Raw genomic sequence first — 13,247 nt, forward strand, 5'->3', positions numbered from 1 at the left:
CGTGGGGGATGCTGGTTCCGTGCAGATCACGATCCTCGGCCCCCTCGCCGTCGACGGCCGGCCGGTCCGGGGCGAGCGGCTGGCGGCCGTGCTGCGCGCACTCGTCGACGCGCGGGGCCGGGCGGTCTCCACCAGCCTGCTCGTGGACGCGGTGTGGGACGGGGCGCCACCCGACGACGCGACAGGCGCGGTGCAGGCGCTCGTGTCCCGCGTACGCCGTCTCGGGCTGCCCGTGGTGGCGGTGCCGGGGGGATACCGCCTGCCCGCGGACGAGGTCACCGTCGACGCGGTCGAGGCGCGGGCGCTCCTCGATCACGGGCGTGCCGCCCTGCGGACCGGCGACGTGCGGGCGGCCCGCGACTCGGCCGACCGGGCCCGTGCCCTGTTCCCCGAGGTACCGGAGATCGTCACCACCGAGGACGCCCGCCTGTTCGCCGACGTCGCCGCGCTGCGCGCCGAGGCGGCGCTCGCCGGAGCGGGGCCGTACGACGAGGCGGACCTGCGCCGGCTCGCCGCCCGGACGCCCCCGGACGAGCCGTCCGCCGCCCTGCTCGTGCGGGTGCTCGCCGCGCAGGGGCGGGAGGCGGAGGCGTTGGAGGTGGTCGAGCGCCTCCGTGACGACCTGGCCGAGCGCTACGGCACCGACCCGGCACCGGTGATCACCCAGGTCCATCTGGCGCTGCTGCGCGGCGAGCTCACCGCGCCGGCCGTCGTCGCGCCACCCCGCCTGCCGGCGCGGATCGCCCTGCCCGCCGCGTGGCGCCGGCCGATGACCGCCCTCGTCGGCCGCGAGCGCGACGTCGAGGCCCTGGACGCGGCGCTCGACGAGTCCGCCCTCGTGACGATCGTGGCGGTCGGCGGCGCCGGCAAGACCCGCCTCGCGGCCGAGGTCACGCGGCGCACGGCGGCGGCCGGGCAGGCGGTACGCGTCGTCGAGCTGGCCGGGCTGCGCTCGCCCGACGAGGTGCTGCCCACGGTGCTCGCGGCGCTCGGTGGCGCGGACACCTCGACGACCGGCGGCAACCTGGGCCTGGAACGGCGGGTGCTCAGCCCCGAGGAGCGGCTGCGGGCGCTGGCGCCGGATCTCGACGGGCTGGTCGTGCTGGACAACTGCGAGCACGTCCTCGACGCGGTGGCGGGCGTCGTCGCCGACCTGCTCGCGGTGACCTCCCCGGAGGTCGCGGTGCTCGCGACCAGTCGTGCGCCGCTGGGCCTGGCCGGCGAGTGGGTGCACCGACTGACCGCCCTGCCGGACGCCGACGCGCTCGGGTTGATCGAGTCCCGGGCGCGGGCCGGCGGCGCGGTGCCGACCTGGGACACCGCGCGGGCTCTCGCGCTGTGCAACCGGCTCGACAACCTGCCGCTGGCCCTCGAACTGGCCGCCGCGCGACTGCGGCACATGCCGATCGACGACGTGCTCGCCGGGCTGACCGACCGGTTCGCGCTGCTGGACGACGCGCTGCGGGGCCTGCCGGAACGGCACGCGAGCCTGTGGGCGATGGTCGACTGGAGCCGGGAACTGCTCGCCCCCGACGACCGTGCGCTGCTTGCGAGGGTCGCGGTCATCCCCGCGCCGTTCACCGCGGACCTCGCCGCCGCTGTCGCGCAGACCCCGGACGTACGGCGGGGTCTGGCGCGGCTCGTCGAACAGTCCCTGCTGACCCTGGTCGAGGGGGACGGGCAGCCCCGCTACCGGATGTTGGAGACCGTCCGGGAGTACGGCGAGGCCCGCCTGGACGCCGCAGGTGACCGGGGCGGGGCGATGGCCGGTCTGGTCGGCTGGGCCCGGGACGAGGCGGTCGGGCTCGCCGGTCGCCTCGTGGGTCCCGGCCAGGTCGAGGCGCTGGACCGTTGCGCCGCCGAGCAGGACAACCTGGTCGCGGGCCTGCGGTGGGCGCTGGCGCAGGACGACGAGCCAGCCGTCGTCGACGTCGCCACCGCGCTGCTGCACCTCTGGACGGTGCGTGGCCTGCATGTGGAGGTCCTCGCGTGGGCGCGGGGGCTGCTCCACGTCGACGAGCCGCGGCGGCGTCGACGCTCGGCGATCCTGCGGGGCCGGGCCAGCGGCCGACCCCTGCCCCACGCGGACCGACTCGCCTGGACGTCCGTGCTGATCAGCGTGAACAGCGGCATCAGCGCGGACCTGCGGCCCGCCGTTCTCGCGCGACGCGCCCTGCGCACGCTGCTCGCGGAACGGCCCGCCGAGGTGTCGCCGCGGCTGACCGCGTTCGCGCTGGCGTTGCCCGGCTTCGACGAGTCCGACCCGGAGCGGAGCCTGAAGACTGCGACCGAGATGATCGCGCACCCGGACCCGTACGTGCAGGCGCTCGGCCTGATCGCGCGCGCGGCGGTACGGGAGAACAGCGGCCTGCCGGAGGCGTCGATCGAGGACGCCGAGCAGGCGTACCACCGCTTCGAGGTCGCGGGCGACCACTGGGGCATGGCGATGGCCGCGGGCGCCGTCGGGCAGTTCCTGCTCCCGGGCCGGGAGGGGCGGTCCGCCGAGTGGCTGGCGCGCAGCGTCCGGCACATGGAGATGATCGGCGCCCAGCAGGACGCGCGGTCGATCCGGGTGCGGCTGGACGTGCAGCTCGCCCTGACCGGCGACGCGGACGCGGAGCGGCGACTCGGTGAGACGGCGACGCCGGGCCAGGCCGAGCAGATGGACGTCGCGCAGGCGCTTCTCGGCCTGGCGCACCTCGCCTGGCAGCGCGAGCGCTACGACGAGGCGCTGGTACACGCCGGCGAGGTGACCCGCACCCTTGCCGGCTGGACCGGCCCGCCACCGCAGCCGCGCGTGATGCTGCGGGCCTCGGTGGCGGTCCTGTACCTGCGGGTCGCCGAGGCGCGGGGGGCGTCGGGCACCGACGCCGCCGCCCAGGCGGCCACGTTGCTGGCGCTCGCCCGCGACGACGCGCTCAACTCGAAGGACCTGCCGGTGATCGGGGCGTGGGCGTCCGGCGGCGCGGACCTCGCCGCGTACCGGGACGACGTCGCCACCACCCGCGAACTGTCCGCGCTCGCGAAGCGGCTCGGGACGCACATGGAGCTGTTCTTCCCGAGCGGACGCAGCGAACGACTCGACGCCGCCCTCGGTGACGAGGAGCAGCGTGAGTCGTTGCTGGCCGCCTGGCGGGCCCGGCCGGTGGCCGCGGCCGTCGCCCGGGTCCGCGAGCTGATGGAGGACCTGCTCGCCTAGATCTTCCTGCGGTACGCGCGCAGCGCCAGCGGCATGAACACCGCCACGAAGCCGGCGCACCAGGCGAGGGTCCACCACACGTGCGCGTCGAGCGGGGTGCCGAGGAACAGTCCGCGTACCGATGCCACCAGGTGGGTCATCGGGTTGACGTTCACGAAGGCCTGCATCCAGCCGGGCAGGGTGTCGGTGCCGACGAACACGTTCGACCCGAAGCTCAGCGGCATGATCAGGGCGAACATCAGGCCCTGCACGGCGCCGGGGGTGCGGACCTTCATCGACACGTAGACCGGCAGCCAGCTCAGGCAGAGCGCGAACAGCACCGCGAGCACGCAACCGGCGATCGCCCGGAACGGGTCGGTGTCGATCCGGAAACCCATCAGGTAACCGATCGCGAGGGTCGAGACCGTGACGATCACGTACCGGACGACGTCGCCCAGCACTGCCCCGACCAGTGGTGCGGAGCGGGGGATCGGCAGCGACCGGAACCTGTCGAAGATGCCCTTGGCGATGTCGGTGTTGAGGTTGACGCCGATCGCGATGGCGCCGGTGGCGATGGTCTGCGCCAGGATTCCGGGCAGCAGGAACTGCAGGTAGTCGTGGGTGGATCCGGCGACCGCGCCGCCGAAGATGTAGACGAAGATGATGAGGAACAGCACCGGCTGCAGCGTGACGTCGATCAGCGCCTCGGGCGTACGCCAGGTCTTGATGAGGCTGCGTTTGGCCAGGGCCAGCGAGTGCCGCACGAGCCGGAAGGGTCGCGGCTTCGGGGTGGCCGTCGACAGCGCGGAGCTTGCCGTGGGTGGTGCGCCGACCAGGGTGCTCATGCCGCTACCTCCGTACGGGAAGTGGTGTCGTCCTCGGCTGCCGTACGCCCGGTGAGGGTGAAGAACACCTCGTCGAGACTCGGCAGGTGCAGGGAGAGTTCGGTGACGGAGATGCCGGCGGCGGCGAACCGCGCGACGCTCTCGGTCAGGGCCGTGTCGTCGGTGACCGGCACCGCGAGCACGCCCTTGCGGATCTCGTCGGCCTGCCCGCCGGAGCCGACCTCGGTGAGGATCGCCGCGGTCCGGGGGAGCTGCGCCAGGTCCGCGGGCCGGACTTCGAGGGTCTGTCCGCCGACGACCCGCTTGAGCCCTTCGGGCGTGTCGTGCGCGATGACCCGGCCGTGGTCGATCACCGTGATCGCGTCGGCCAGCGCGTCGGCCTCCTCCAGGTACTGGGTGGTGAGCAGCACCGTCGAGCCGTTGGTCACCAGTGACCGGACCACGTCCCACATGTCCTCGCGCTTGGCCGGGTCCAGCCCGGTCGTCGGCTCGTCCAGGAAGATCACGTCCGGCGAGCCGACCAGGCTGGCGGCCAGGTCCAGCCGCCGCCGCATGCCCCCGGAGTAGGTCTTGGCGGGCCGGTTGGCGGCGTCGGTCAGGTCGAACCAGTCCAGCAGTTCGGTGGCCCGCCGCCGGGCGCCGGCGCGACCCAGCTCCAGCAGCGTCCCGAACAGCTCCAGGTTCTGCCGCCCGGTCAGGTCCTCGTCGACCGAGGCGTACTGGCCGGTGAGGCCGATGCTCTGGCGGACCCGCTCGGCGTCCCGGACGACGTCGAAGCCGCCGATCCGGGCGCTGCCGGCGTCCGGGGTGAGCAGCGTGGAGAGGATGCGCACGGCGGTGGTCTTGCCAGCGCCGTTGGGGCCGAGCACGCCGAGCACGGTCCCCCGGGGTACGGCGAGGTCCACGCCCTGCAGCGCCCTCGTCTTCCCGAATGTCTTGACGAGGCCCTCGGCCTCGATCACCAGATCGCTTGTCATGTCCCAGAGCGTGCGCCGGTCGCCTGACACCGCGCCGACAGCGCACCGACACGCCCGTCGACAGGGCCTGACACCGGAGGGCGGGGCCGCGGAGGGCGACCCCCCCAGGACTTGAAATCCTACCTGTTTGATAGGAAAATCGGTTCATGCTGCTTGTTCGGCTGTTCACCTCCCAGCACGAGGTGGCCCAGACCTTTGCCACCAGCGGCATCGACAGGTTCGCCACGCCCACCCGGTGGCGGCCGGGCCCGCAGGGTGCGCCAATTCTCGACGGCACCCTTGCCTGGCTCCTGTGTCGGGTCGTCGACCGGGTGACCGTCGGCGACCACGTCGTGGTGCTGGCCGAGCCGGAACTGCTGCGGCACGCCGACGTGGGCTCGCCGTTGCTCTACCACCGAGGCCGCTACGCCGGTCTCGCGGACGCTCCGGACGGGCCGGTCCGTCGGGTCGCCGCCTGACGGCTCACCACCGGAGGGCCATCCCGGCCGGCGTGGGGCTGCGAATGCCCACACCTGCCGCGAGCGGAACGGAGCGCCGGCCCACCACGACTCGGGAGGTTGCCATGCGTGCCATCGTCGCCGCACCGGACGCTGTCGACGGGTTCCGGATCACGGAGGTTCCCGATCCCGCACCCGGGCCGGGGCAGGTGCTCGTCGAGGTGCGGCACGCCGCCGTCAACGCGGGCGAGGTCCGCCACCTCGACGTCTGGCCGATCGGCAGCGTGCTCGGCCACGACGCCGCCGGGCACGTGCTGCGCGGCGCCGAGGACGGCTCCGGCCCCCGGCCGGGCGACCGGGTGCTCGCCTTCGGGCCGGGCGCCTGGGCGCAGCGTGCGGTGTTCGAGGTGGACAGTGTCGCGGTGGTTCCCCCGGCCGTCGACCTGGCCGAGGTGGCCGCGCTGCCGATGGTCGGCCTCACCGCGCTGCGGACGCTGCGGGCGTCCGGTCCGCTGGCCGGTCGCCGGGTGCTGGTCACCGGCGCGTCCGGGGGAGTGGGTCGAGTGGCGGTCCAGCTCGCCCGGCACTTCGGCGCGTACGTGCTCGCGGCGGTCGGCTCGGCGGCGCGGGGCGAGGGGCTGGCCGCGCTCGGCGCCCACGAGGTGATCGTTGGCCTCGATGGCGGCGTCGAGCCGGTCGACGTGGTGCTGGAGACCGTGGGTGGCACCCAGTTGGTGGCCGCGTGGGGTCTGCTGGCGCCGGGTGGGGTGCTGCACAGCATCGGCTGGGCGTCGGGGGCGTCGGCAGTCTTCCCGGTGAACTCAACCTTCGCCCCGGGCGCCGCGCGAACGCTGCGTTCCTTCGGCGACACGTCGGCGCCGGGCGCGGATCTGGCGCAGTTGGTGGACCTTGTGGCCCGGGGAGTGTTGCGGGCGCCGATCGGCTGGCGCGGTTCGTGGCACCGCCTCGGGGAGGCGGTCGGCGCGCTGCGGGACCGTCGGGTGCGGGGGAAGATCCTGCTCGATCTGGACTGAACCGGCGTCGGACGGCTGGCCGGTCCCGGCTCGCGTGCGGGTCCGGCCCGTCCGACCGGGCGCAATCCCTTCAAATCCTATAGCCTTAGTAGGTATTTCGTCAACGAGTCCGCCCCGTCGCGTGCGATACCCGACATCCATCGATCGATTTGTTGACACCGCCCCGGCGGTGACGGTGGACTCGGCTCATGTCCAGCGAGCTGCGGCTGACGATCCGCGGCCACATCGACTTCGGTCGGGTGTGGTCGAGTTCCTGTCTGGCCTGACCCGGCACCACCGCCCGTACCCGGCCCGCCACAGCGGCCGCCGAGGTGGGGCTCACCGCCGAGCCGACCGCCGAGCCATCCGCGCCGACACCCCTGACCGGCCCCGCCCATCCGCGCTGGGGCCGGGTGTCGGCGTACCCGAAATCCGCCTGTCTGGACAGGAGTCCTCGCCATGCCCGCCCGCCGTCTGCGTACGCTCGCCGTCGCCGTACTCGTCCCGCTGCTCGCCGTCGTCACCGGCTGCTCCACCGGCTCCGCCCCCGCTGCCGAGGCGGCCGGGGAGCCGCGCTCCGGAGGTGCCCTCACCTGGGCCGTGGAGACCGAGCCGATCACCCTCAACCCGCACCAGTACGCCCAGGCCAAGGCCCGTCTCCTGGTCTGGAACACCTTCGAGTCCCTGCTCACGTACGACAAGCAGGGGAAGCTGGTGCCCTGGCTCGCCACCGGCTGGCAGGCCGCCCCGGACGGCCTGTCCTACACCCTGACGCTGCGCGACGGGGTGACCTTCACCGACGGGACGCCGCTGGACGCGGCGGCGGTCAAGGCCAACATCGACAAGCTCCGCGAGCCCGGGTACGCGCCGGGTGTCGCCGCCGTGCAACTGCGCAACCTCACGGCCGCCGAGGTGGTCGACCGGCGCACCGTACGGCTCACCCTCAGCACGCCCGACGTGCTCATCCTCGACTTCCTCGCCTCCCCGCAGGGCGCCCAGGTCTCGCCGAAGTCGCTGCGCGAGGCGAAGAACCTCAAGGCCGGCGGCGTCGACGTCGTCGGCACCGGGCCGTTCGTGCTGGACCGCTACGTCCCCGGCCAGGAGTTGCACTACCGGCGCAATCCCGGTTACGACTGGGCGCCGCCCACCGCGACCCACACCGGCCCCGCCTACCTCGACGAGATTACCTACCGGTTCCTCAAGGAGTCGGCGGTGCGCGTCGGCGCCCTCACCTCCCGTCAGGTGCAGCTCGTCGAGGGCGTACCCGCCACCGACCAACCTCTGGTCACCGCCAACCGGACGCTGCGCCTTCACCGGGAGCTGAACTCCGGCTCCGCCTACTCCTACTACTTCAACACCTCGCACGCGCCCTTCGACGACCTGCGGGTCCGGCAGGCGTTCCGGGAGGCCGTCGACGTCGACACCGTGCTGAAGTCGGTTTACCGCGACACCGCCACCCGCGCCTGGAGCGTGATCAGTCCGTCCAGCCCGCTCTACGACAAGAGCCTCGACGGTGGGTACGGCGGCGACATCGCCACGGCGAACGCCCTGCTCGACCAGGCCGGCTGGGTGGCGCGTGACGCGGACGGCTTCCGGGTGCGCGACGGCCGGCGGCTCTCCGTACGGCTGGTGCAGGCCGCCCCGTACATCCGCGACCGCCGCGACGTCCTCGCGCAGGCGATACAGGCCGCCGTGAAGCAGAGCGCCGGCATCGACCTGAAGATCGCGCTTGTCGACCAGGGCACCGCCACCCAGGCGTTCGAACGCAACGAGTACGAGGTCTTCGACAACTCGCGGGCCGACACCGACGCGGGAGCCGCGCTGAATCTGCTGCTGCACTCGAAGGGCGGCATCAACCGCACCCGCGCCAACGATCCCCGCATCGACCAGCTCCTGGAATCCGGTCAGGCCACCGCCGACCCGACAAGGCGGGCCGGCATCTACGCGCAGCTGCAACAGCGGGTGGTCGCCGAGCAGGCCCTGGTGCTCCCGCTCTACGCGCCGGCCGACCAGATCGCGGCCAGCACCAGTGTCGGCGGGGTCCACTTCGAGCCCACCGCCGGGGTTCCGGCCAGCGCGTACGACCTGTGGATCGGCAGGTGACATGAACAGCTCACCACTGCGCGCGGCGGCTCGCCGGCTCGCCGCCGGGCTGGTAGTCCTCTGGGCCGCCGCCACCGCCGCGTACCTGGCCCTGCTTGTCGCGCCCGGAGACACCGTGGACACCATCGTCGGCGACGGGGCGGACACCCCGCAGATCCGCGCCGAGATCATCGCCGAGTGGAGCCTGGACCGGCCCGCCGTCGTCCAGTACCTCGACTACCTGCGGCGGCTCGCCGGCGGCGACCTGGGCCGCTCCTACCTCCTGCAACGGCCCGTCGTCGAGGTGATCGGCGAACAGCTCGCACCCACCCTCACCCTCGCCCTCGCCGCCGCGGGACTCGGGGTGCTGCTCGCCCTCGTCCTCTCCGTCGCCACCGTCGGGGACCGCCGTCCCTGGCTCCGGCGGGCCAGCTCCGGCGCCGAACTGCTGCTGGTCTCCACCCCGCCCTTCCTGATCGGCATCGTGCTGCTCAGCGTGCTGTCGTTCCGGTTCGGACTGTTTCCGGTCTCCGGCGACCGGGGCGTCGGCGCGCTGGTGCTGCCCGCCGTCACCCTGGCGCTGCCCATCGCCGGACTCCTCGCCCAGGTGCTGCGCGACGGGCTCGACCGGGCACTCGACGAGCCGTTCGTGCTGACCGCCCGGGCCCGGGGCGTACGGGAACGGACGGTGCTCCTGCGGCACGCGCTGCGGCACGCGCTGCTGCCGGCCGTCACCCTGGCCGGCTGGCTCTTCGGCATCCTGCTCGGCGGCGCCGTCATCGTCGAGCAGGTCTTCGGTCGACCCGGCCTCGGCCAGGTCACCCTCACGGCGGTGACCAGCAAGGACATGCCGGTGGTGCTGGCGGTGGTGACCCTGTCCGCGGCCGTCTACGTCGCGGTCAACACCATCGCTGACCTGACCTACCTACTGGTCGACCCGCGCCTGCGAAGGAGCTGATTCCGATGACAGTCACCCTGGCCCCGGCAACCACCGACGCGCACACACCTGACCCGTCCACCCCGCCCGCCCCGACCGTCCGCCGACGTCGGTGGCGGCCAGGGCTGCTCGCCGCCGGGGCGTACCTGATCCTGCTCGTGGTCGCCGCGGCCTGGCCGGCGGTCCTGGCGCCCGGTGACCCGCTCGCGGCGGACCCGCTGAGAGTGTTCGAAGCGCCGAGCGCCGCGCACTGGTTCGGCACCGACCACCTCGGCCGTGACATGTGGACCCGGGTCGTGCACGGCGCCGGGCACTCGCTCACCATCGGGGTGGCGGCCACGGCGATCGCGGTCACCGGCGGCGTGCTGCTCGGTCTGCTCGCCGGCCTCACACACCGGCTCGCCGACGAGACCCTCAGCCGCGCCTTCGACGCCATCTCGGCGTTTCCGATCCTGCTCCTGGCGCTGCTGTTCATCGCCGTCGCCGGGCCGGGCACCGTCAGCCTGATCGTCGCCATCGGCGTCGCCACCCTGCCGCACCACGCCCGGGTGGTGCGTGGTCAGACACTGCTCGTCCGCCGCGCCGCGTACGTCGAGCAGGCAGTCACCTTCGGTCTGTCCCGGCCCCGGCTGGTGGCGCGGCACGTCCTGCCCAATGTGATCGGCCCGGTGCCGGTTCTCGCGGTGATCGGGCTCGGCGAGGCGGTCATGATCGCCGCGGGGCTCAGCTTCCTCGGCATGGGGCCCCAGCCGCCGTCGCCCGAGTGGGGCGCGATGCTCTCCGAGGGACGCAACTACCTGCAGGTGGCCTGGTGGATCACCGTCCTGCCCGGCGTCGCGGTCACCGCGACAGTGGTGGCGTTGACTGTCGTCGGGCGGCACTGGCAGACCCGCTTCGACGGGCGGCGGCGCTGATGGCCCCCCTGCTCGCGGTCGAGGACCTGCACGTCGACTTCGAAACCCCCACCGGACGGGTCGCGGCGGTCCGGGGGATCAGCCTCACCGTCGAGCGCGGTGAGTGCGTGGCAATCGTCGGCGAGTCCGGGTCCGGCAAGAGCGTCACCGCCCGTACCCTGGTCGGCCTCGCCGGCCCGGGCGCGACGGTCCGCGCCGCCCGGCTCGACCTTGCCGGTCAGGATGTCCGGGGCCACCGCCCACGGGACTGGCGACGGGTACGCGGACGGCTCGCCGGGCTCGTCCTGCAGGACGCGTTGGTCTCTCTCGACCCGCTGCGCACCGTGGGCGCCGAGATCGGCGAGGTGCTCACCACCCACGGCATCGTCGGCCGCCGCGAACGGGCCGGCCGGGTCACCCACCTGCTCGACGAGGTCCACCTCCCGGAGCCGGAGCGCCGCGCCCGGCAGTACCCGCACCAGCTCTCCGGAGGGCTGCGACAGCGGGCGCTCATCGCCTCGGCGATCGCCGGGGAACCGGCCCTGCTCATCGCCGACGAGCCGACCACCGCGCTGGACGTCACCGTGCAGGCGCAGATCCTGCGGCTGCTCGCCGAGCGGCAGGCAGCCGGGGTGAGCCTGCTGCTGATCAGCCACGATTTGGCGGTGGTCGCCCAGGTCGCCGACCGGGTGCTCGTCATGCGGGACGGTCGGATCGTCGAGCACGGCCCCACCGCAGGACTGCTGCGGGCCCCGGCACATCCGTACACCAGGCAGTTGCTGGCTGCGGTGCCCTCGGCGTCGTCGCGGGGGCACCGGCTCGCCGCCGCCGCGGTTCCGCGGGACGGCGGCGTTGCGCGACGGGAGGCGCTGCCCGCCCGTCCCGAGGTTCGCCCGGACGACACGGTGCTCGACGCGGTCGGGCTGACCAGGAGGTACGCCGACCACACGGTCGTGCGGGACGTCTCCTTCTCCATCGCGCGGGGCGAGACGTTGGGGCTGGTGGGGGAGTCCGGGTCCGGTAAGAGCACCCTGGCCCGGATCGTCGCCGGTCTCCTGACCGCCGACTCCGGCGCGGTCACCTTCGAGAAGGCGCCGTGGTCCGGGGTGCCCGAGCGGAGCCGTCGCCCGCTGCGCCGCCGGCTGCAACTGATCTCCCAGGACCCCCTGAGCTCCTTCGACCCGCGCTACCGCGTGGCCCAGGTCGTCGGGGAGAACCTCGACGCCGACGTCGATCGGGGCGACCGCCGCGACCACGTCGTCGACCTGCTGCGTCGCGTCGGCCTCGGGCCGGAGCTGCTCGACCGGCACCCCCGGCAGCTCTCCGGCGGACAGCGGCAGCGGGTCGCCATCGCCCGCGCGATCGCCCCGCGACCCACCCTGATCGTCTGCGACGAACCGGTCTCCGCGCTCGACGTCTCGGTCCAGGCCCAGGTCCTCGACCTGCTGGCCGAGCTGCGGGCCACCGACGGCACGGCGCTGCTCTTCATCTCCCACGACCTGGGCGTGGTGCACCACCTCAGCGACCGCGTGCTGGTCATGCACGACGGCGCGGTGGTCGAGCAGGGCCCGGTCGGCGACGTCTTCACCTACCCCCGGCACGACCACACCCGGTCCCTGCTCGACGCGTTGCCCACGCTCGTCACGACCGGCCGACCGCAGGAGGTACGCCCATGACCGAGAAGACCCTGCACCTGGCCGTGGCACTGGACGGCCTGGGCTGGCACCCGGCCGCCTGGCGGCTCTCGCGGGCCGGCGCGTCCGCGCCGCTGACCGCCCGCTACTGGGCCGGACTCGCCAGCGAGGCCGAGAGCGCCACAGTGGATCTGCTGACCATCGAGGACAGCCTCGACCTCCAGTCGTCGCGGTCCGACGGCCCGGACGGCCGCGCCGACGAGCTCCGGGGGCGCCTCGACGCGGTGCAGATCGCGGCGCGGATCGCCCCGCTGACCCGGCACATCGGGCTGGTCCCGACCACCAGCACCACGCACACCGAACCGTTCCACGTCTCGACGGCCGTGGCCACGCTGGACCACATCAGCGGTGGGCGGGCCGGTTGGCGGCCCCGGGTCTCGGCCCGGCGGGCCGAGGCCGGGCACTTCGGTCGCCGCGAGATCCCCGTGCTGGACCCGGCCCGGCTCGACGAACCGGAGACGTTACGGCTCGTCGGCGACCTCATCGCCGAGGCCGGCGACGCGGTGGAGGTGGTGCGCCGACTCTGGGACAGCTGGCAGGACGACGCCGAGATCCGGGACGTGGCGACCGGCCGCTTCGTGGACCGGGACCGGCTGCACTACGTCGACTTCACCGGGCGGTGGTTCTCCGTCAAGGGCCCCTCCATCGTGCCGCGGTCACCGCAGGGACAGCCGGTGGTCGCCGCGCTGGCCCACTCGTCGGTGCCGTACGCCTTCGCCGCCCGGCACGCCGACGTCGTCTTCGTCACCCCGACCGACCCCGGGCACGTCGCCGCCATCGTCGGGGAGGTCCGGGCGGTCGAGGAGACCGTCGGGCGCAGCGGGGCTCCGCTGCGCGTGCTCGCCGACCAGGTCGTGCTGCTCGACGAGACGCCGACGCTGGCCCGCCGGCGCAGGGCTCGTCTCGACGACCTGCACGGCGCGCGGTTCACGTCGGACGCCGCCCTCTTCTCCGGTACCCCGGGTCAGCTGGTCGACCTGCTGGTCGAGTGGCACCGGGCCGGAGTGGACGGTTTCCGGCTGCGGCCGGCCGTCCTCCCCGACGATCTGACCGCGATCACCCGGGCGCTGGTGCCGGCGCTGCGCGAACGCGGTCTGTTCCGCGCCGCATATCCGGGCGGGACGCTGCGTGGGCTGCTCGGCCTGACCCGACCGGCAAGCCGCTACGCCGTCGCCACGACCGCCTGAGTCT

Annotated in this window: 10 protein-coding genes; 8 read left to right on the forward strand and 2 right to left on the reverse strand. The window is 73.8% G+C overall.

The features are described 5' to 3' along the window. The first annotated feature begins 19 nt into the window (after window positions 1–19). Window positions 20–3,199 (forward strand): BTAD domain-containing putative transcriptional regulator, encoded by a 3,180-nt coding sequence (locus tag AB0B97_RS01260; RefSeq protein WP_357489634.1) that lies wholly within the window; start codon window positions 20–22, stop codon window positions 3,197–3,199. Here the strand turns inward: AB0B97_RS01260 and AB0B97_RS01265 are convergent. Together AB0B97_RS01265 and AB0B97_RS01270 are read right to left on the reverse strand one after the other, a co-directional pair. Next, complete coding sequence (locus AB0B97_RS01265) at window positions 3,196–4,023, reverse strand: ABC transporter permease (protein WP_357489636.1); 828 nt, start codon at window positions 4,021–4,023, stop codon at window positions 3,196–3,198. The two genes, AB0B97_RS01260 and AB0B97_RS01265, sit on opposite strands and share 4 nt — an antisense overlap. Further along, entirely contained in the window at window positions 4,020–5,000 is a 981-nt protein-coding gene (locus AB0B97_RS01270) for an ATP-binding cassette domain-containing protein (protein ID WP_234581727.1), read from the reverse strand. The genes AB0B97_RS01265 and AB0B97_RS01270 overlap by 4 nt, the downstream gene beginning before the upstream one ends. 146 nt (window positions 5,001–5,146) lie before the next feature. On the opposite strand from AB0B97_RS01270, the gene AB0B97_RS01275 reads away from it, so the two are divergent. The 7 genes from AB0B97_RS01275 to AB0B97_RS01305 all read left to right on the forward strand — a co-directional run bounded on the left by AB0B97_RS01275 (window position 5,147) and on the right by AB0B97_RS01305 (window position 13,243). Next, on the forward strand, window positions 5,147–5,458 hold the full coding sequence (locus AB0B97_RS01275) for a flavin reductase family protein (RefSeq protein WP_357489638.1): 312 nt from the start codon (window positions 5,147–5,149) through the stop codon (window positions 5,456–5,458). A gap of 104 nt (window positions 5,459–5,562) precedes the next feature. Continuing rightward, window positions 5,563–6,471: a zinc-binding dehydrogenase gene (locus AB0B97_RS01280; RefSeq protein WP_357489640.1), complete on the forward strand. Its 909-nt coding sequence runs from the start codon at window positions 5,563–5,565 to the stop codon at window positions 6,469–6,471. A gap of 438 nt (window positions 6,472–6,909) precedes the next feature. Beyond that, the gene (locus AB0B97_RS01285) at window positions 6,910–8,553 is read left to right on the forward strand and encodes an ABC transporter substrate-binding protein (RefSeq protein ID WP_357489642.1); all 1,644 of its coding nucleotides are present in this window, start codon (window positions 6,910–6,912) and stop codon (window positions 8,551–8,553) included. A 1-nt stretch (window position 8,554) separates the two neighbouring features. Further along, entirely contained in the window at window positions 8,555–9,490 is a 936-nt protein-coding gene (locus tag AB0B97_RS01290; RefSeq protein WP_357489644.1) for an ABC transporter permease, read from the forward strand. 5 nt (window positions 9,491–9,495) lie between these two features. Further along, window positions 9,496–10,383, forward strand: coding sequence for an ABC transporter permease (locus AB0B97_RS01295; protein ID WP_357489646.1), 888 nt, complete (start codon window positions 9,496–9,498; stop codon window positions 10,381–10,383). Beyond that, window positions 10,383–12,038, forward strand: a complete 1,656-nt coding sequence (locus AB0B97_RS01300) for an ABC transporter ATP-binding protein (RefSeq protein WP_357489648.1) — start codon at window positions 10,383–10,385, stop codon at window positions 12,036–12,038. The genes AB0B97_RS01295 and AB0B97_RS01300 overlap by 1 nt, the downstream gene beginning before the upstream one ends. Beyond that, complete coding sequence (locus AB0B97_RS01305) at window positions 12,035–13,243, forward strand: LLM class flavin-dependent oxidoreductase (protein ID WP_357489650.1); 1,209 nt, start codon at window positions 12,035–12,037, stop codon at window positions 13,241–13,243. The genes AB0B97_RS01300 and AB0B97_RS01305 overlap by 4 nt, the downstream gene beginning before the upstream one ends. The last annotated feature ends 4 nt before the right edge of the window (window positions 13,244–13,247 follow it).

The sequence above is a fragment of the Micromonospora sp. NPDC049004 genome (assembly GCF_040649315.1).
Lineage (GTDB): Bacteria > Actinomycetota > Actinomycetes > Mycobacteriales > Micromonosporaceae > Micromonospora.